Origin of the sequence: Aquabacterium sp. (assembly GCF_035476535.1) — a bacterium.
Lineage (GTDB): Bacteria > Pseudomonadota > Gammaproteobacteria > Burkholderiales > Burkholderiaceae_C > Pseudaquabacterium.
This window is the reverse complement of the sequence record NZ_DATILJ010000159.1, coordinates 22,529-41,484: the sequence shown is the minus strand read 5'-3', so window position 1 is coordinate 41,484 and position 18,956 is coordinate 22,529. Positions and strand designations below refer to the sequence as shown.

Sequence of the window (18,956 nt, the reverse complement as noted above, 5' to 3'; positions counted from 1 at the left end):
TGGCCGCCTAGACTCAACCAACGAGAATCGCACCAATGATCGACATCTCTGCCCTGCCGGTTTTTCTTGTCGCGGTGGCCGCACTGCTGGTCGTCCCCGGGCCGGACTTCCTGCTGATCTCATCGCAGTCCGTTTCGCGGGGTGCGCGCTACGGCGTTGCGTGCTCGGTGGGCATCTTCCTCGCCGGCGTGCTCCAGACGCTGCTCGTCGCGGCAGGGCTGGGCAAGGTCATGGAAACCTGGCCCGTCGTGGCAACGGCCGTGCGCCTGCTCGGTGCGGCGTACCTGGCCTACCTCGGCATCAAGCTCTTGTTGACGTGGTGCCGTGGACGGGCAGTGCCAGAGCAGCGCGTTCCAGTTGCAACGCAGTCGGCCGCCGTGCTTCTGGTGGTGGGCTTGGCAAACAACTTGCTCAACCCCAAGGCGCTGCTGTTCTTCTCGGTGTTCATCCCGCAGTTTGTCGATCCGGGCCTGGGCTCGCCATCCGCGCAAATGGCGATATGGGGCGGCCTGCTGTCGGTGCTGGCGCTTGCCTACAACGTCTTGCTGTCGCTGTTGTTCTCTGCGGTTCGTTCGTTGCGTATCGACGTTCCTCGCCTTCAGAAGCATGGGCAGGGGATCCTGGGTGTTCTGTTTCTGCTGCTGGCCGCTCGCCTTTCGTGGGCGAAGGCGGCCTGATCACGTCGATGGCGCTCAGGGCGCCGCGGCCGTGCCGTCGTGCTGCCCGCGCAAGTGCTCGGCCAGGCCGAGGATGGCCTTGGACTGGTAGGCCTGCGCGAGGCTGCGCAGTTGTTGGGTCAGGCGCGCCTGGTTCGGTGTATCGCGTTCCAGCCGCTCGGCGAAGTCGCGGATCAGCCGCATGTCGCCCTGCAGCGCCAGGCGATGGAGTTCATCGGCCAGGGCCGGCGGCAGGTCGTCCAGCAGCGGAGCCGCGTCCACATCGGCTGCCGGCGGTTCGGCCGTCACCGCGCTGTCCCTGATCCAGCGCAGCTGCAGCAGGCGGCCCATGCTGGCCAGCAACTTGTGCTGGTCGATCGGCTTGGCCAGGAAGGCGCTGGCGCCCGCCTGCAGGCTGTCGTCTTCCAGCGGGCGCGCCACATGGCCCGAGCTCAGGATGACCGGCACCGCTGCCAGCTCCGGCAGGGCGTGGATGCGGCGGGTGGCTTCGAAGCCATCGAGGCCGGGCATCACGATGTCCATCACGATCAGGTCCGGCCGCCAGTTCAGCGCCTGCGTCACGGCGGCGGGCCCATCCACCGCTTCGCACACGTCGAAACCCAGCTGGGCCAGGCTGTCCATCACCACCGCGCGGTTCGCACGCAAGTCGTCGACGACCAGCACTCGCTGCCGCCGGCCCGCGTAGCCGATCGGCAGGCCCAGGAGGTCCGCCGCCGCGGCCGGGGTCGGGCTGAGCGGCACGTTCAGGTCGAAGCTGAAGCAGCTGCCCTGGTCGACCCGGCTGCGCACGGCGATGTCGCTGCCCATCAGCAGGACGAGTTGACGACTGATCGCCAGGCCCAGGCCGGTGCCGCCGACGCGGCGCTTGGCCTCGCCGACCTGTTCGAAGGGCTGGAACAGGCGCGCGAGCTGGGCCTCGTTCATGCCGATGCCGCTGTCTTCGACCTCGAATCCAAGGCACACCGTTGTTGCCGTGGCCGTGCGCAGCTGCACGCGCAACTGCACCTGCCCGCGGTCGGTGAACTTCACCGCGTTGGCCAGCAGATTCAGCAGCACCTGGCGCAGGCGCTGCTCGTCCAGCACCACGGTGTGCGGCAGCCGGCTGTCGACCTGCTGCGTGAACAGCACCTGCTTTTCCTCGGCCTTGACCCGCACGATGTCGGCGACCACGGCCAGGAAAGCCGGCAGGTCCACCGGCGCCGGTGCGAGTTCGAGGCGGGCGGCATCGATGCGGGCCAGGTCCAGCGTGTCGTCGATCAGCGTCAGCAGGTGCTGGCCGCATTGTTCGATGATGCCCAGGCCGCGCTCCTGGCGCTCGGTCAGCGGCTTGTCGCGCTGCAGGATCTGCGCGAAGCCCAGGATGCCGTTGAGCGGCGAGCGCAGTTCGTGGCTCATCTGCGCCAAAAAGTCGCTGCGCGTGCGGGCCAGCCGCCGGGCCTCGGCCAGCGCTTCTTCGCGCGCGGCCTCGGCCGCCTTGTGCTCGCTGATGTCGCGCGCCACGCCCACGGTGCCGAGCAGGCTGCCGTCTTCGTCCAGCACCGGCGCCTTGTAGGTTTCCATCCAGACCCGGCTGCCGCCGCGGTCGGCCCGTTCTTCTTCGACCGTCTTGCGTTGCCGCGAGCTCATGACTTCGGCGTCGTCGCGCAGGTGGGCGTTGGCCAGCTCGACGGGCAGCAGTTCGGCGTCGGACTTGCCGACCAGCTCGTCCGCCGCGCGGCCCAGCGCATCGGCGTGCGACTGGTTGGCCACCAGGTAGCGGCTGCCGGTGTCCTTGAACCAGGCCCACATCGGCAGCATGTCGATCAGCGTGCGCAGGTAGCGGGCGTGCTGGCGCAGCTCGGCGGTGCGCGCCTGCACCCGCTGCTCCAGCACGCGGTGCGACCAGCGCAGGCGCTGCAGGAAGAAGGCCGTGGTGGCCAGCACCACGATGATGGCGGCCAGCACGGTCCACAGCCAGCGCTGCTGCAGCGCCTGCTGCCGCAGCGCGGCGGTCTGCTGCTCGTTGCGGCGGGTCAGCTCGGCGATCTCGCGCTTGCGGCTCTCGGCTTCGAATCGTTCGGCCACTTCCACCAGCCGGGCGCCGGCGCGGTCCTGCACGGCCTGGGTCGTCAGACGGGCCGCCTCGACCGAATAGTCGTAGGCGCGGCGGTGATCCTGGCCCGCGGCCATCACGGTGGCCATGCGCTGGGCGCTTTCGCTGCGGTAGCGCAGCAGGCCGATGGCCTGGGCCAGTGCGTAGGCCCGCTGGGCGTCCGCCAGGGCTTCGGTCCGGCGGCCGATGGCCAGGGCGGTGTCGCTGCGGGCGTTCAGCGTGTACCACAGCCCCAGCTTGTTGGCGTAGGACTCGTACAGGCGGCCGGCCTCGGTGAACAGCGCCAGCGCCTTCTCGGGCTGGCCTCGCTGGCGGGCGAAATCGGCCAGGCCGTACAGGCTTTGGCCGAGGATGAAGCGGGCGCCCATCGCGCGGTAGAGATCGGCGCTTTCGCGCAGCCGGGCCTCGGCCTCGGCGAGCTCGCCCGCAGCCTGGGCCGTGACGCCCATGCCGAAGATGGCCTGGGCCTCCAGCAGGCGTGATCCGGCCCGGCGCGCCTGCTCGCGCATCTGCACGAAGTGCTGTCGCGCCTGTGCGCCGCGGCCGCTCTGGTTCAGCGCTACGCCCAGGCCTTGATGGGCATAGGCCAGGGCCAGGGGATGCTTGCTGCGCTGCGCGATCTCCAGCGCCTGCATCGCGGTGGTCACCGCTTCGTCGAACTGCCCGACCCGCAGGTAGGTCATCGCGCTGCGCAGCAGGGCCTCGCCCAGCAGGTCCGGCCGGTCCACGCCGTCCAGCAGGTTCAGGCCGCGGGTGGTGGCGGCGGTGAGCGTCTCCAGGCTCTGGCCGCCGTTGACGAAGTTCAGCGAGATGTTGAGCTGGGCCTGCGCTTCGCCGACCGCGTCGCCGTGGGCGCGCGCCGCTTCCATCGCCAGCCGTGCATGTTCGGCGGACGGCTGGGCCAGCGCCAGGTAGGCCTCCGCGCGCGACAGCAGATTGAGCGCGCCGACGCGGTCGGCCGGCGTCGCCCCCGTGGGCAACTGCGCCTGCAGCTGCTGGGCCTGGGCATGGGCGCGCGGGATGTCGTTCTCCACCAGGGCCTGGGCATCGGCCAGCTGGCGCCGCCACTCGTCAAGCGAGGCGGCCGCCGCCGGACCCGTCAGCAGCAGCCCCGCGACGACCAGCCACCCGGCCAGCACCCGAGGCCAGGTCAAGCTCCCGGCTCGGGTTCCGTGCGTCAAGGGGTCCGCCATGGGCGGGATGATGCCAGCCGGACCGCTGGCTGATCAGGGTCCGGCGGTCTCACGGAAGGGGACGGCTGGATTGGGGCGCTCAGAAACGCAGGGTCGCCGTCGCACCCAGCTGGCGGTCATTCAGCCACGCGCTTTGCGGCCGGGTGGGCACCTCGAAGTAGGCGTTGCGCCGGGTGCGCAGCAGGTTCGCGCCTTCGATCGCGAAGGACAAGGTGTCGTTCACGCGGTAGCGCAGCGATGCGTCGAGCCAGCCATAGGCGGCGGTGTAGATGGGCATGGCGCCCACGCCGGTGACGTTGGCAATGCCGACCAGGAAACGGTCGCGCCAGTTGTAGGCCAGGCGCGCCGACCAGGGGCCTCGCTCGTACATGCCGATCAGGTTGGCGCTGTGCCGCGACAGGTTCTGCAGCGGCACGCGGGCACCCAGCGCGCTGTTCGGCGTCTCGCTGTCGACGTAGGTGTAGTTGGCCTGCAGGCCCAGGCCGCTCATCCAGCCCGGCAGGAAATCGAAGAACTGCTGGTAGCCGAGCTCCACGCCGCGGATGTCGGCCGGGTCGCTGTTCTGCGGCCGGCTCACGTTGTAGGGCACGCCCTCGTGCAGTTCGCGGGAAATCACCGTGGCCAGGAAACCATCGACCTTCTTCCAGAACACCGTGCCGTGCACCGAGCTCGCTGGGCCGAAGTAACGCTCGATGGCCACGTCCACGTTGCTGGCGCGGATTGGCCGCAGTTCGGGATTGCCGCCAGTGCCGATGTTGCCGTTGCCGGTGGGGTCGGCGGTGTTGCGCACCAGCGTCATCGATGGCGAGATCTGGTTGAAGTCGGGCCGCGTCACGGTCTTCGAGGCGGTGGCCCGCAGCACCAGCCCCTCGGTCGGGGTCCAGCGCAGGTTCGCGCTGGGCAGCACATCGGTGTAGCGGCTGTCGACGGCGATGGGCGTGATCACGCCGCTGCCCGTGACCGTCTGCCAGCCGTCGACCGACTCATGCGTGCGCACCAGGCGCAGGCCGGCATTGCCTTCCAGCGCCTGGTCGGCGGCCTTGAAGCGCGCCATCAGGTAGCCGGCGTCGGTGGTCTCGGCGATCGTCCACACGCTCAGCGGGTTGCCTGCGGTCGGCGCGGGCGCGGTGATGCCGAACAGCGCGCGGTAGGTGGCCACGTCGCGCGCCTGGGCCAGGTCGCCGACCAGGTAGTCCCGGAGGCTGGTGCTGCCGGGCAGGAAGTCGTTGTAGGGCTTGGCGATCAGCGTGCCGGGCAGGTTGGCAGCGGGGATGCTGACGGCCGCATCGCCGAAGATCAGCCCTGGTGCGTTGGTGGCGCCGCGCCGGGCATGGCGCAGGCCCGCCGACAGGCTGTCGATGAAGCCGGCCTGCGGCGCATAGGTGGCATCGACGCGGGCCGCGTTCAGGTCGCCGTCGAAGGGCACTGCGCGGTAGGCAATGCTGGTGTACCGGAGGCTGGCCGGATCGAGCAGCGGCGTGCCCGAGAGGCTGGTGGCCGGCACGCCGCCGGACACATCCTGCGTCAGCTGTGCGGCCGTGCCGGACAACACCGGCCCGGAAAAGAACAGGTTGTTGAAGCTCGTCGTGCGGCTGAGGTCGGCCGACAGCGTCAGGTCCTGGCCACGCCAGCTGCCGCCGAGGGCGAACTGCTTGACCCGGTCGACCGTGTCCCTGGCGAAACTCAGGATCGACAGTGGCGCGTTGGTCCAGGTGATGCGCTGCAGGTCCGAGGTGCCCGGGAACAGCACCGCCTCCTGCCCGGCGGCGCTGGAGGTGAAGACGTTGATCTGGTAGGAGTCCTGCCTGGTCTTGAACTGGGCGTAGCTGCCTTCGGCGTACAGCGCCAGGGCCTGCGAGGGGTGCCACTGCAGCACCAGGTTGGCGGCATCGCGCTCGCGGTGGCCGACGCTGGTGGTCTCGGTGGTGCCGCTGGGCGCCAGCACGGCCTGGCCCGCGCTCAGGCCCTCGCCGACCAGGTTGGTGCGCCGCGTGGGTGTGCCGCTGCTCTTTTGATCCTCGCGCCAGAAGCGCCGCTGGTGTGACAGGCTCAGCAGCGCGCCGAAGCGGCCGGCCGAGCCCAGCTGCCAGCGGTCGCTGAACAGCGCGGACACTTGCTCGCCATCCTTGTGCACCAGGTCGCCATGTGTCACGCGTGCGGTCAGCGCGACCACGCGGCCGGCGAAGTCGAAGGGCCGGCGCGTGCGCAGGTCCACCAGCCCGCCGATGCCGCCCTCGAGGTGTTCGGCCGACGAGGACTTGTAGACCTGCAGGCTGGACACCAGCTCGGACGAGAAGTCCGCGAAGTTCAGCACGCGGCCGTTGCCTGCGGTGAACACCTCGCGGCCGTTGAGCAGCGTTTCGACCTGCAGCAGCCCGCGGATCGTGATGCCGGTGCCGTCGCCGCGGTCACGCGCCATCTGCACGCCGGTGATGCGCTGCAGAGCCTCGCTGACGCTGAGGTCGGGCAGCTTCTGGATGTCGTCGGCCACCACTGCATCGACGACCTCCAGCGCGTCCTTCTTGATCGATTGCGCCGTGGCCAGGCTGGCGCGCTGGCCGACGACCTCGATGCTGGGCACGGTGACGGCTGCCGGCGTGGTGGCCGGGACGGGACGGTTGGACTGGGCCAGCGCGAAGGGCGCATGCAGCGCCATCAAGGTGCAGCCCCAGGGTCCGAGGCTCGATCCAAGGCCGGTGGGTCGCGGCGCAGATGTCATGGGGTCTCCTTTTCGCGGCGCACATGGTGCACCGGTTCAAGCCGACTTGCCAACACATTACGCGGGCTAGACTGTCGATTCCCCTCGGAGGCGATGCCCATGCGGCCCGAACGAGACCCCGGCACGGAGCCCCTGGACGTGCTGCTGATCGAAGACAACCCCGGTGACGTGGGGCTGATCACGATGCTGCTCGACGAGGTTCGTTCGCGCGGCCTGCTCACCCGGCTGGTGGTGGTGCCCAACCTGACGGAAGGTGTCGAGCGCCTGCGCAGCGGCAACTTCGCGGTGGTGCTGCTGGACCTCGGCCTGCCGGAAAGCCAGGGCCTGGACACCGTGCACCGGCTGCGCGCGCACGCGGCCCGCTTGCCGGCGCTGGTGGTGCTGAGCGGCCTCAGCGACGAAGAGGTCGCCGTCAGCGCACTGGAAGCCGGTGCGCAGGACTACCTGGTCAAGGGCCATGTCGATGCGCCGGCGATGGCGCGCACCATCCGCTACGCGCTGGGGCGCCACCATGCCGAACAGGTGCTGTCGCGTGAACTGGAACGCTCGCGCGAGCTGGCGGCCGAGCGGGCCGGCCGCCACAAGGCGGAGGACGAGTCCGAGAGCCTGCGCCGGCTGTTCGATGAACGCGGCGAGATGCTGCACCTGCTGGCCCACGAGGTGCGGCAGCCGCTGAACAACGCGTCGACCGCGCTGCAAAGCGCGTCGGCCGCGATCTCCGCCTCGGGCGACAGTGCGGAGCCGCGCGTGCGCCAGCCGCTGGAGCACGCGCAGCAGGTGCTCGACCAGGTCATCGGCACCTTGAACAACGCGCTGGCGGCAGCCGTGCTGCTGACCGCGGGCGGGTCCTTCGAGAAGTCTGAAACCGATCTCGACACCTTGATCGGCCTGGTGGTGCAGGACATCGGTACCGACGAGCGCGCCCGGGTGCGCGTGCAGGCCGAGAGTCAGTTGCGCACCGTGCAGCTGCAGCCATCGCTGATGCGGCTGGCGCTGTGCAACCTGCTGCTCAATGCGCTGGCCTATTCCGCGCCGGGCTCACCGGTCGAGCTGCGCGTGGGCGACGCCGACGATCCGCCGGCGCTGTGGTTCGAGATCCGCGACGAAGGCGAGGGCATTCCGGCGGCCTTGGTGCCGACGGTCTTCGACAAAGGAACGCGTGGTGCCCGTTCACGCGCCGGCACCGGCGCCGGGCTGGGCCTGTACATCGTGCGCCGCGTCGTCGAGCTGCACCATGGCCGCATCGAGCTGTCGTCCAACGAGCCCTGCGGCACGGTGGTGCGCATCAGCATCCCGCAGGCCGTGGCTTGGTGAGGCGCGAACTCCGGGAAATCCCGCGTTATAACGTTACCGGTAACCGTTAGCATGGCGCCCTACCGAGGCCACCATGCATACCGTGATCATTCTCGACCCCCGGGCGCAGCCGCTCGTCCGCGCTGATAGCGTGCTGGAGCGCCTGGCCACCGGCGCCACCTGGAGCGAAGGGCCGGTGTGGCTGCACGAGGACGGCAGCGTGCTGTGGAGCGACATCCCGGCCAACCGCATGCTGCGCTGGCACCCGTCCGAAGGCCAGAGCACCTGGCGCGATGGCGCGGAATTCACCAATGGCCACACCCGCGAGGCCGACGGCGCGCTGCTGCACTGCTCGCACGGCCGGCGCGCCATCGTGCGCACCCGCTTTGCCGCGGGCTTGCAGGCCCTGCCCGACGAGATCGTCGTCGACCGCTACCAGGGCCGGCGCCTGAATTCGCCCAACGATGTGATCGTCCAGCGCGACGGCACGATCTGGTTCACCGATCCGCCCTACGGCATCCTGTCCGACCACGAGGGCCACCGCGCCGACCCGGAACTGCGCGGCCACTACGTCTTCCGCTTCGACCCGGCCAGTGGCGCGCTGGACATCGCGAGCGACTTCGTCGAAGAGCCGAACGGCCTGGCCTTCTCGCCCGACGAGTCGGTGCTGTACGTGGCCGACACTTCGGCCGCCTTGCGCAGCGATGGCAGCGGCCACCACCACATCGTCGCCTTCGATGTGCTGGGCGGCCGCACGCTGGCGCGGCCGCGGATCTTCGCCGTTATCGAGCCCGGCCTGGCCGACGGCTTTCGCATCGACCGGCGCGGCTGGCTCTACACCAGCAGCGCCGACAGCGTGCAGGTCTATCACCAGGACGGCACGCGCCTGGCCAAGATACCGGTACCGGAGAAGGTCGGCAACCTGTGCTTCGGCGGCGCCGAGCGGGATGAACTCTTCATCTGCGCCAGCAGTTCGCTCTACCGCATCCGCCTGAACGCCCAGGGCGTGCAGCAACCGTGAGGGGAGGGTCCATGACAGGAACTTCGCCACCAGCCTTGCTCGAGTTCCAAGCCGTCAGCAAGCGCTTTGGCGGCACGCAGGCTGTCGATGCAGTGAGCTTCGAGGTACACGCTGGCGAGATCGTCGCGCTGCTCGGCGAAAACGGCGCAGGCAAGTCCACGTTGATCAAGCTGCTGGCCGGCATCTACCCGGCCGACAGCGGCGAGATCCGCTTCGAGGGGCGGCCCGAGGGCCAGTGGCGCAGCGCCGAACGGGCGCGCCAGCCGGTGGCCTTCATCCACCAGGACCTGGGCCTCGTGGAGTGGATGACGGTGGCCGAGAACGTCGCGCTGGGCATGGGCTATCCGCGCCGCTTCGGGCTGATCGACTGGCGCGCCGCGCGCGCCGCGGCGCGGCGCGTGATGGCCCGCGTGGGCTGCGACATCGACCCCGAGCGGCGCGTCTTCTCGCTGTCGCGCGCCGAGAAGTCGCTGCTGGCGATCGGTCGCGCGCTGGAGGTGCAGGCGCGCCTGCTGGTGCTGGACGAACCCTCGGCCAGCCTGCCGATGGCCGATGTCGAACGGCTGTTCGGCGTGCTGCGCGGCCTGCGCGCGCAGGGCATGGGCATGATCTATGTGTCGCACCGGCTCGACGAGGTGCTGGCGATTTCCGACCGCTGCGCGGTGATGCGCGACGGCAAGCTGGTGGCCACGCGCGACACCGCGCGGACCAGCGGCGACGAACTGGTGCGCCTGATCGTCGGCAAGGCGCTGGATGGTGGCGTGCTCAAGGCCCGAGCGCCGGTGCCCGCGCAGCCCGTGCTGCGCCTGGACGGCGTGGCCAGCGGCAACGCCGGCCCGCTCAGCTTCGAGGTGCAGCGGGGCGAGGTGCTGGGCCTGGTCGGCCTGCGCGGTGCCGGGCAGGAAGCGATCAGCCGCGCGCTGTTCGGCCGCGAGCCGCTGGCGGCGGGCCGCATGACGCTGCAAGGCCGCCCGCTGGCGCCGCGCAGCCCGGCCGATGCCATCCGCGCCGGCATCGCCTATGTCGCCGGGGAACGGCTCGAAGAGAACCTGGCCGCTGCAATGAGCGTGCAGGAAAACCTGTACCCGAATCCGGCGCTGCACGGCGAGCGCGGCCTGGCGCTGGACCGCCGCCGCCGCGAGCACGACGGCGCGATGGCGCTGATTCGCCGCTTCGACGTCAACCCGCCGGCGCCCGCCGCGCAGGTGCAGCAGCTGTCGGGCGGCAACCAGCAGAAGGTGGTGCTGGCGCGCTGGTTCGCGCTGGACAAGCCGCTGGTGGTGCTGGAAGAGCCCACCGCCGGCGTCGACGTCGGCGCCAAGCGCCAGATCTACGGCGTGCTGCGCGAGCGGGCCGAAGCCGGCACCGCGCTGCTCGTCGTGTCCACCGATTTCGAAGAGGTGGCCACCGTCTGCACGCGGGTGCTGGTGTTCCGCCAGGGCCGCGTGGCGGCTGAGCTGGCCGGGCCGCAGATCACCGTCGAGCGCCTGCTGGCGCTGGCCGCGGGCGGTGCCGCGCAGCCACAACGAGAACAGGAGACCGCATGACCGCATCGATCCGATCCACCGCGCTGGAGCCCGATCCCTCGCTCGACGGCGAAGCGCTGACGCTGCCGCAGCGCCTGGCCCGCGCGATCCCCGCCTATGGGCTGGTGGGCTTGACGCTGCTGCTGGCGCTGCTGTTCTCGCTGCTGCTGCCGGACACCTTTCCGACGCTGTTCAACCTGCGCGCGATCCTGTCGGACAAGTCGGTCATTGCGCTGCTGGCGCTGGCCGCGACGATTCCGATGATCACCGGCAAGATCGACCTGACGGTGGGCTACGGCATCGTGCTGTGGCACATCCTGGCGATCAGCCTGCAGACGAAGTTCGGCCTGCCCTGGCCGCTGGCGGTGCTGATCGTGCTGGCCTGCGCGGCGCTGTTCGGCATGCTCAACGGGCTGCTGGTCGAGCTGGCGCAGATCGACTCCTTCATCGCCACGCTGGGCACCGGCACCGTGCTGTATGCGGTGGCGATGTGGCACAGCGGCGGCCGCCAGGTGGTGGGGGAATTGCCGGACGGCTTCGTCGGCCTCGCCGGCAGCGACCTGCTAGGCCTGCCGGTGGGTGCGTTCTACGTGCTGGCGGTGGCCGTGGCGATGTGGCTGGTGACCGAGTTCACGCCGTTGGGCCGCGCCCTCTACGTGATAGGCGCCAACCCGAAGGCAGCCGAACTCAACGGCATCTCGGTGCGCCGGCACGTGATGGGCGCGTTCGTCGCCTCGGGCCTGCTGTCCGGTTTTGCCGGCGTGCTGCTGGCCTCGCGGCTGCAGATCGGCCAGGCCAGCGTGGGCCTGGAATTCCTGCTGCCGGCGCTGGTCGGCGCCTTCCTCGGCTCGACGACGATACGCCCCGGCCGCGTCAACGTCTGGGGCACGCTGGTCGGCGTGGCGATCCTGGCGATCGGCATCTCCGGCATCCAGCAGTTCGGCGGCGCGTTCTATGTCGAGCCGCTGTTCAACGGGCTCACGCTGCTGGTCTCGATCGGCATTGCCGGCTGGGCCCAGCAACGCCGCAATGCCTCGGTCAAGCGCCGCATCGCGGCGCGGCAACTGGCCGATGCGCCTTCCCCCACCCACCCCCAGGAGACACACGCATGACAACGATCCGATGGCGTCTGAAGTTGCTGGCGCTGGCCGCCGGCCTGTCCTTCGGCAGCATCGCCGCGGCCGACGATTTCCTCGCCGCCGCGAAGCAGAAGGTGGCCAGCGCCACCCAGCCCAAGTCGCAGTGGGACGGCCCCACGACGGGACCCAAGGCGGTGGCCGGCAAGACCCTCGTGTTCGTCGCGGCGGACATGAAGAACGGCGGCATCCTCGGGGTCTCCAAGGGCGTCGAGGAAGGCGGCAAGGCGATCGGCTGGACCGTGCGCGTGATCGACGGCCAGGGCTCCGTCAGCGGCCGCACCGCCGCGCTGAACCAGGCGCTGGCTTTGAAGCCGGCGGGCATCGTGGTCGGCGGCTTCGACACCACCGAGCAGAAGGTGGCGTTCGAGAACGCCACCAAGTCCGGCATCCCGCTGGTCGGCTGGCACTCGGGCGAAAAGCCGGGGCCGAACGCCGCCGCAGGGCTGTTCGCCAACGTCACGACCACGGCGGACGATGTCTCCGAGGCCGCTGCGCTGTGGGCGGTGGCGGACTCCGGCGGCAAGGCCGGCGTGGTGATCTTCACCGACAGCCAGTACGCCATCGCGGTCTACAAGGCCAAGGCCATGGAGGCGGTGATCAAGAAGTGCGGCGGCTGCACCGTGCTGAGCTACGAGGACAGCCCGATTGCCGAGAGTTCCACCCGCATGCCGCAGCTGACCACCTCGCTGCTGCAGCGCTTCGGCGACAAGTGGACGCACTCGCTGGCGATCAACGACCTGTACTTCGACTTCATGGGCTCGTCGCTGCAGGCTGCGGGCAAGAAGGGCGACGGCGCGCCGAAGGCCGTGTCGGCCGGCGATGGTTCCGAGGCCGCGTACCAGCGCATCCGCAGCAAGCGCCATCAGGCCGGCACCGTGCCTGAGCCCCTGAACATGCAGGGCTGGCAGATCGTCGACGAGATGAATCGCGCCTTCGCCAAGCAGCCCTGGTCAGGTTACGTGCCCAAGGTGCACCTGGTCACGGTGGCCAATGTCGGCCAGGACGGCGGGCCGAAGAACCTGTTCGACCCGGATAACGGCTACCGCGAGCGCTACAAGGCGCTGTGGGGCAAGTGAGGCCTTGAACCGGCCAGCCGCCTGGGGACGCGCTCAGGCGGACAGGCCCCTCCGGGGCTGGCGGCGCGGGCCGCGCGTGGTGCCCAACCCCAGCATGGCCAGCGCGAACAGCGCCAAGGTGGAAGGCTCCGGTACGTCCAGCGCGGCCAGGGTGGTCAACGGGATCGTGTCCACATCGAGCCCGGACGGGATGAAGGGGCTGCCGGGCTGCCCCACCCAGGGTGTCGTCGCGTCGGCGACGCGTTCGATGGCCTGCTCCGGCGCGTTGAACAACAACTCGACAGGCGCGTTGCCCAACAGGGGCGATGCCGCGCTGTCCTGGCGTGGGTCGATGCCGGCGATCTCGGGGTCATGAATCGCCGCCGCAACGCGATCCACGAGCCCGGGCGGATCCGCTTTGAGCGGGTCGGCGAAGTCCAGGATGTCGTTGCCCACGGGCGGGGAACCCGGGACCGTGTGGCTACCATCGTTGCCCGCGGGAACACGCCCGCGACCGGGTACCGCGGTCATCGCCCCCGGTTCACTCGTCGGCAAGGCAGACGAAGAGATCGCTGGAGATGCCGGGCCGGAAGGCTTCTTGAACACATCGCTTCCCCGACTCAGCGGCGCACCGCTTCGATCAGCGAAACCGGGCGTCGAGAATGCCGGCGATGGGGCGTTGCCATCCGGCGTTGACACCGGAAGATCGGGCTGTAGCGCCGTGGGCGACAAGGGGTCCGTTGCCGGCAAGACCGAACCCGGCGTGACCGAGCCCGGAACCACAAGACCCGGTGGGACGACCGAACCCGGCACGGCGGCGGGCAACGCGGTGTCCCGAACAGCGTCGGGCTCGTTCAGGGCAATCATCGTCGGCGTGGAGGCCGGCTCGTCACGGCCAGCGGGCGGGGCGCTGAAGCTGGGGTTGCCGAAGCTTGGGCCGCCCGATGGGAGGCCCTCTCTGCCCAGTGACGACAAGGCCGCCGATCCGCGTGAACCCTGGCTGGTCGTGGAGTCCTGATTCGCACCGCCGAGCGAGGCCGCCGCCATGCTGCCCGCCAAGCCGATGCCATCGGGATTTCGATGCATGCGCTGCGCGTCCGGCGTGCCGCCGCTGACGTTGGCACATGCAAGACCGCCGCACGCCCTTGCAGACCCATTGGAGCCCAGGCCCACGCCAGCGCCGGCCTGCGCGAGGTTCGCGTGGGAGCCCGACCTGGCGCCGGCGGCCGAACCGGATTCGGCGTCCGCCAGCTGTTCCTCTTCGAAGAAGACGGAACTCGCGGCCGTGGGCCGGCTGCCGTACATCTCCGGGTCCTGCCCCATGCAGCAGACAAGGAGTCCCATGCCTGCGACGGCGTGGCCGATCTGCATCGTGTTGATTCTCATTTGAATGCTCCCGGCGCTGTCGATTGATTCGCGACAAGTGGATTCCTGACCGTACCCGCCGCGACAGCCCGATCGTTTCATGCCAACGCATCGCTGACTGTGCGGTGACTCACATTGCGCTGCACATTCGCCGAAGTCAATATGACAAAGCGACAGGGTGTGTCCTCCACCCCCTAAATGCATGCCGTTTCTGCAGGGCAGCGCCAGCGGCAGCAGGACCACCCTGCCAGGGGCGGCGAAGTAACGCGCCATGTCAGTGGCCGCCACGGCCGGCCGGTCGCTGGCTTGCAGCATCCGGGTCATGAAGGTCCGTGCCGGGGTTTCCGGCCGGGTCGCGCAGGCTTTTCTCGACTACAGTGCGGCCTGTTCGGCCATGGTCCAGCGCATCGATTCCCATCAGCATTTCTGGCAGCCCGCGCGCGGCGACTACGCCTGGCTGCGCGCGGACGATGCCGCGCTGGCGCCGCTGCGGCGCGATTTCCTGCCCGAGCACCTGCTGGGCCTGTTGCAGGCCCACGGCGTCGAGCAGACCGTGCTGGTGCAGGCGGCGCAGAGCGATGACGAAACCGCCTACTTGTTGACACTGGCCCGTGCCCATGGCTTCGTCGGCGGCGTGGTTGGCTGGAGCGATCTGAGCAGGCCCGGTGCAGCCGCCGCGCTGGCGCAACTGGCGGCCGACCCGCTGTTCAAGGGCGTGCGCCCGATGCTGCAGGACCTGCCAGCACACGACTGGATAGCGCACGCGCCGCGGTCCGATGCCGTGCAGGCCTTGCTGCGGCACGGCCTGCGCCTGGACGCCTTGGTCAAACCCCGCCACCTCGAGCCGCTGCTGCGCTTCGTGCGCCGCCACCCCGAGCTGCCGGTGGTGATCGACCATGCCGCGAAGCCACTGCTGGCCCGCGGCTGGGACGCCGACTGGGTGCAGCCCTGGCAGCAGCACATGGCCGAGCTGGCCGCCTGCCCGAACGTGATGTGCAAGTTCTCGGGCCTGCTCACCGAGGCACCGCCGCTGCCGCGCGGCGACGTGGCCAGCGCCGTGCAGGTGCTGCGCCCGGTGTGGCAGCGGCTGCTCGACGGGTTCGGACCGCGCCGCCTGATGTGGGGCAGCGACTGGCCGGTGCTGACGCTGGCCGCCGACTACGCGCACTGGCTGGCCGTCTGCGACGTCCTGTTCAGCGAACTCTCCGCCGGCGAGCAAGACCAGCTCTGGCAGGGCAGCGCCCGGCGCTTCTACGGGCTGGAACCGCTGGCCGCAGGGCCCGCCCGGTGACGATGCCGGCCGCGATGGCGGGCCCCGCGCCGGTTCCGCCGGTGCCGCTGATCACCGTGCGCGAGCTGTGCAAGTCCTTCGGCGGCGTGCCGGTGCTCGACCGCGTGAGCTTCGAGCTGCTGCCCGGCGAGGTGCACGCGCTGATGGGCGAGAACGGCGCCGGCAAGTCCACACTGATGAAGGTGCTGGCAGGGGTGTACGCACGGGATTCGGGCGAAGTACTGCTCGACGGGCGGCTCGTGGACATCCCCAGCCCGCGCGCTGCGCAGGCGCTGGGCATCGGCATCGTGCACCAGGAGCTGCACCTGATGAACCACCTGAACGCGGCGCAGAACATCTTCGTCGGGCGCGAGCCTCGGCGTGGTTTCGGCCTGCTGCTGGACGAGGCGCGGCTGAACGCGCAGGCCGAGCAGCTCTTCGAGCGCCTGCAGCTGCGGCTGGACCCGCGCACGCCGGTCGGCGAGCTGACGGTGGCCCGCCAGCAGATGGTGGAGATTGCCAAGGCGCTGTCGCACGACTCCCGCGTGCTGATCATGGATGAGCCGACTGCTGCCCTCAACGACCAGGAGGTCGGCGAGCTGTTCCGCGTCATCCGCCAGCTGAAGGACAGCGGCGTGGGTGTCGTCTACATCTCGCACAAGATGGACGAATTGCAGCGCATCGCCGACCGCGTGACTGTTCTGCGCGACGGCCGCAGCATCGCCACGATGACCATGGCCGGCACGCCGCTGAACACCATCATCGGCATGATGGTCGGGCGGCAGCTGGATCAAACGGCGCGGCCTGCGCCCAAGCAGCGTCGCGGCGAGGTGATGCTCGAAGCACGTGGCCTGCGTCGAGGCACGGTCATCCAGGACGTGAGCTTCTCGGTGCGCCAGGGCGAGATCGTCGGCCTGGCCGGGCTGATGGGCGCCGGCCGCACCGAGGTGGCCCGTGCGGTCTTCGGCGCCGATCCGATCGAGGCCGGCGAGATCCTGGTGCGCGGCCGGCGCGTATCGATCCGCTCGCCGCAGCAGGCCGTGCGGCATGGCATCGGCTACCTGTCGGAGGACCGCAAACAGTTCGGCCTGGCCACCGGGCTGGACGTGGAGACCAACACCGTGCTGGCCAGCCTGCGCGACTTCCTGCGCTGGCGCCTGTGGCTGCGGCCGGCGGCCATGCGCGCGGCCGCCGAGCGCTATGTGCGGCAGCTGGGCATCAAGACACCGTCGGTGTACCAGCCGGTGCGCCTGCTGTCCGGCGGCAACCAGCAGAAGATCGTCATCGCCAAGTGGCTGCTGCGCGACTGCGACATCCTGTTCTTCGACGAACCCACGCGTGGCATCGACGTCGGCGCCAAGGCCGAGATCCACAAGCTGCTCGAGGCGCTGGCCGCACAGGGCAAGGCCATCGTGGTGATCTCCTCCGAGCTGCCCGAGGTGCTGCGCCTGGCCCACCGCATCCTGGTGATGTGCGAGGGCCGGCTCACCGGCGAGCTCGACGCTGCGGACGCGTCGCAGGAGCGCATCATGCAACTGGCCACCCGGCGTGAAGCGCCCAGCCTTTCCTGACAGCTGAACCTTCCTAACAGCCGATGACCACGACACCTGTTTCCCTGCCAACCCCGCGCGCCGGTATCCCGGCGCGCATCGCCGCCCGGCTGTTCAACCCCGCCGCGCGGCAGAAGCTGCTGGCCTTCGCCAGCCTGCTGGGCCTGGTCATCTTCTTCAGCCTGGCCTCGCCCAACTTCCTGGCGGCCGACAACCTGGTGGCCATCCTGCAGGCCACGGCGGTCAACGGCGTGCTGGCCATCGCCTGCACCTTCGTCATCATCACCTCGGGCATCGACCTGTCGGTGGGCACGCTGATGACCTTCTGCGCGGTGATGGCCGGCGTCGTGCTCACCTACTGGGGCCTGCCGATCTACCTGGGCGTCGCCGCCGCGATCCTGGCCGGCGCGCTGTGCGGCTTCGTCTCCGGCGTGCTGATCGCCAAGCTGAAGATCCCGCCCTTCATCGCCACGCTGGGCATGATGATGCTGTTGAAGGGCCTGTCGCTGGTGATCTCGGGCACCAAGCCGATCTACTTCAACGACACGCCGGAGTTCCCGGTGATCTCGCAGGAGTCGCTGATCGGCGACCTGCTGCCCGCGCTGCCGATTCCCAATGCCGTGCTGATCCTGTTCCTGCTGGCCGTGCTGGCCAGCCTGGTGCTGAACAAGACCGCGCTCGGACGCTACACCGTGGCGCTAGGCAGCAATGAGGAAGCCTTGCGCCTGTCGGGCGTCAACGTGGACTTGTGGAAGATCGTCGTCTATTCGGTCAGCGGCGGCATCTGCGGCATCGCCGGGCTGCTGATCGCCTCGCGCCTGAACTCCGCGCAGCCCGCGCTCGGGCAAGGCTACGAGCTGGACGCCATTGCCGCGGTGGTGATCGGCGGCACCTCGCTGTCCGGCGGCGCCGGCACCGTGCTCGGCACGATCATCGGCGCGTTCATCATGAGCGTGCTGACCAACGGCCTGCGCATCCTGTCGGTGGCGCAGGAGTGGCAAACGGTGGTGACCGGCGCGATCATCATCATCGCCGTGTATTTCGATATCCTGCGCCGCCGCAGGACCTGATCCTTTCAACCCCCGAGGAGACAAGACATGCAGAACAGACGCACGCTGAACACCGCCCTCGCCCTGAGCCTGGCAGCCGGCCTCATGGGCTTGAACGCTGCCGCGCAGGCCCAGGAGATCTACATCCCGCTGGTCTCCAAGGGCTTCCAGCACCAGTTCTGGCAGGCCGTGAAGTCCGGCGCGGAGCAGGCCGGGCGCGACTTCAAGGTCAAGGTCAGCTTCGAAGGCCCCGAGACCGAGGCCATGGTCGACAAGCAGATCGACATGCTGGCCGCGGCGCTGGCCAAGAAGCCGGCGGCCATCGGCTTCGCGGCGCTGGACAGCCAGGCCGCCACACCGCTGCTGAAGAAGGCCCTGGCGGCCAAGATCCCCGTGGTCGCCTTCGACTCCGGCGTCAGCAGCGACGTGCCGGTGACCACCGCCACCACCGACAACAAGGCGGCCGCGGCGCTGGCCGCCGACAAGATGGCCGAGCTGATCGGCAAGGCCGGCAAGGTGGCCGTCGTCGCGCATGACCAGACCAGCCGCACCGGCATCGACCGGCGCGACGGCTTCGTCGAGCGCATCAAGGCGGCCTACCCCAACATCCAGGTCGCCAGCATCCAGTACGGCGGGGGCGACCACCTGAAGTCGACCGAGATCACCAAGTCCATCCTGCAGGCCAACCCCGACCTGAAGGGCATCTTCGGCGCCAACGAGGGCTCGGCCATTGGCGTGCTCAACGGTGCCACCGAGGCCAAGCGCAAGATCGTCATCATCGGCTACGACTCCGGCAAGCAGCAGAAGGACGCCATCCGCGACGGCCGGATCGCCGGCGCGATCACGCAGAACCCGGTGGGCATCGGCTACAAGACCGTGGAGGCGGCCGTCAAGGCGATCAAGGGCGAGAAGCTGCCGAAGATCATCGACACCGGCTTCTTCTGGTACGACAAGACCAACATCGCCGACCCGAAGATCGCTGCCGTGCTGTATGACTGAGCGGTTCG

Annotated in this window: 13 protein-coding genes; 10 read left to right on the top strand and 3 right to left on the bottom strand. The window is 69.6% G+C overall.

The window, feature by feature from the left end; genetic code table 11:
* Positions 1–35 precede the first annotated feature (35 nt).
* Positions 36–677, top strand: a complete 642-nt coding sequence (locus tag VLK61_RS15585; protein WP_325422528.1) for a LysE family translocator — start codon at positions 36–38, stop codon at positions 675–677.
* A gap of 15 nt (positions 678–692) precedes the next feature.
* Here VLK61_RS15585 and VLK61_RS15580 read toward each other — a convergent pair whose 3' ends face one another.
* Both VLK61_RS15580 and VLK61_RS15575 read right to left on the bottom strand, forming a co-directional pair.
* Positions 693–3,923 carry an ATP-binding protein gene (locus VLK61_RS15580; RefSeq protein ID WP_325422527.1) on the bottom strand — a complete coding sequence of 1,077 codons (3,231 nt, stop codon included), beginning with the start codon at positions 3,921–3,923 and terminating at the stop codon, positions 693–695.
* Between the two features lie 118 nt (positions 3,924–4,041).
* Positions 4,042–6,681 (bottom strand): TonB-dependent receptor, encoded by a 2,640-nt coding sequence (locus VLK61_RS15575; RefSeq protein WP_325422526.1) that lies wholly within the window; start codon positions 6,679–6,681, stop codon positions 4,042–4,044.
* A 99-nt stretch (positions 6,682–6,780) separates the two neighbouring features.
* Between VLK61_RS15575 and VLK61_RS15570 the strand changes: the two genes are divergently transcribed.
* The 5 genes from VLK61_RS15570 to VLK61_RS15550 all read left to right on the top strand — a co-directional run bounded on the left by VLK61_RS15570 (position 6,781) and on the right by VLK61_RS15550 (position 12,736).
* Entirely contained in the window at positions 6,781–7,995 is a 1,215-nt protein-coding gene (locus VLK61_RS15570) for an ATP-binding protein (RefSeq protein WP_325422525.1), read from the top strand.
* A 73-nt stretch (positions 7,996–8,068) separates the two neighbouring features.
* Positions 8,069–8,995 (top strand): SMP-30/gluconolactonase/LRE family protein, encoded by a 927-nt coding sequence (locus tag VLK61_RS15565; RefSeq protein ID WP_325422524.1) that lies wholly within the window; start codon positions 8,069–8,071, stop codon positions 8,993–8,995.
* Between the two features lie 11 nt (positions 8,996–9,006).
* Positions 9,007–10,542: a sugar ABC transporter ATP-binding protein gene (locus VLK61_RS15560; RefSeq protein WP_325422523.1), complete on the top strand. Its 1,536-nt coding sequence runs from the start codon at positions 9,007–9,009 to the stop codon at positions 10,540–10,542.
* Positions 10,539–11,633 (top strand): ABC transporter permease, encoded by a 1,095-nt coding sequence (locus tag VLK61_RS15555; RefSeq protein WP_325422522.1) that lies wholly within the window; start codon positions 10,539–10,541, stop codon positions 11,631–11,633. The genes VLK61_RS15560 and VLK61_RS15555 overlap by 4 nt, the downstream gene beginning before the upstream one ends.
* Positions 11,630–12,736, top strand: a complete 1,107-nt coding sequence (locus VLK61_RS15550) for a substrate-binding domain-containing protein (protein ID WP_325422521.1) — start codon at positions 11,630–11,632, stop codon at positions 12,734–12,736. Before VLK61_RS15555 ends, VLK61_RS15550 begins: the two co-directional genes overlap by 4 nt.
* A 33-nt stretch (positions 12,737–12,769) precedes the next feature.
* Here VLK61_RS15550 and VLK61_RS15545 read toward each other — a convergent pair whose 3' ends face one another.
* Complete coding sequence (locus VLK61_RS15545) at positions 12,770–14,353, bottom strand: PEP-CTERM sorting domain-containing protein (RefSeq protein WP_325422520.1); 1,584 nt, start codon at positions 14,351–14,353, stop codon at positions 12,770–12,772.
* Between the two features lie 121 nt (positions 14,354–14,474).
* Here VLK61_RS15545 and VLK61_RS15540 point away from each other — a divergent pair, with 121 nt between their 5' ends.
* The 4 genes from VLK61_RS15540 to VLK61_RS15525 are packed head-to-tail and all read left to right on the top strand — an operon-like array spanning position 14,475 to position 18,948.
* Positions 14,475–15,371 (top strand): amidohydrolase family protein, encoded by an 897-nt coding sequence (locus VLK61_RS15540; RefSeq protein WP_325422530.1) that lies wholly within the window; start codon positions 14,475–14,477, stop codon positions 15,369–15,371.
* A gap of 2 nt (positions 15,372–15,373) precedes the next feature.
* The gene (locus VLK61_RS15535; RefSeq protein ID WP_325422529.1) at positions 15,374–16,921 is read left to right on the top strand and encodes a sugar ABC transporter ATP-binding protein; all 1,548 of its coding nucleotides are present in this window, start codon (positions 15,374–15,376) and stop codon (positions 16,919–16,921) included.
* A 23-nt stretch (positions 16,922–16,944) separates the two neighbouring features.
* A complete protein-coding gene (locus VLK61_RS15530; RefSeq protein WP_325422519.1) occupies positions 16,945–17,970 on the top strand; it encodes an ABC transporter permease in 1,026 nt (341 codons plus the stop codon).
* Positions 17,971–17,997: 27 nt separating this feature from the next.
* Complete coding sequence (locus VLK61_RS15525) at positions 17,998–18,948, top strand: ABC transporter substrate-binding protein (protein ID WP_325422518.1); 951 nt, start codon at positions 17,998–18,000, stop codon at positions 18,946–18,948.
* Positions 18,949–18,956: the final 8 nt, after the last annotated feature.

Coding starts and splice junctions, on each gene's coding strand:
- VLK61_RS15585 (WP_325422528.1), top strand. CDS start 36: ATGATCGACATCTCTGCCCTGCCGGTTTTTCTTGTCGCGGTGGCCGCA.
- VLK61_RS15575 (WP_325422526.1), bottom strand. CDS start 6,681: ATGACATCTGCGCCGCGACCCACCGGCCTTGGATCGAGCCTCGGACCC.
- VLK61_RS15570 (WP_325422525.1), top strand. CDS start 6,781: ATGCGGCCCGAACGAGACCCCGGCACGGAGCCCCTGGACGTGCTGCTG.
- VLK61_RS15565 (WP_325422524.1), top strand. CDS start 8,069: ATGCATACCGTGATCATTCTCGACCCCCGGGCGCAGCCGCTCGTCCGC.
- VLK61_RS15560 (WP_325422523.1), top strand. CDS start 9,007: ATGACAGGAACTTCGCCACCAGCCTTGCTCGAGTTCCAAGCCGTCAGC.
- VLK61_RS15555 (WP_325422522.1), top strand. CDS start 10,539: ATGACCGCATCGATCCGATCCACCGCGCTGGAGCCCGATCCCTCGCTC.
- VLK61_RS15550 (WP_325422521.1), top strand. CDS start 11,630: ATGACAACGATCCGATGGCGTCTGAAGTTGCTGGCGCTGGCCGCCGGC.
- VLK61_RS15545 (WP_325422520.1), bottom strand. CDS start 14,353: ATGGCGCGTTACTTCGCCGCCCCTGGCAGGGTGGTCCTGCTGCCGCTG.
- VLK61_RS15540 (WP_325422530.1), top strand. CDS start 14,475: ATGGTCCAGCGCATCGATTCCCATCAGCATTTCTGGCAGCCCGCGCGC.
- VLK61_RS15535 (WP_325422529.1), top strand. CDS start 15,374: ATGCCGGCCGCGATGGCGGGCCCCGCGCCGGTTCCGCCGGTGCCGCTG.
- VLK61_RS15530 (WP_325422519.1), top strand. CDS start 16,945: ATGACCACGACACCTGTTTCCCTGCCAACCCCGCGCGCCGGTATCCCG.
- VLK61_RS15525 (WP_325422518.1), top strand. CDS start 17,998: ATGCAGAACAGACGCACGCTGAACACCGCCCTCGCCCTGAGCCTGGCA.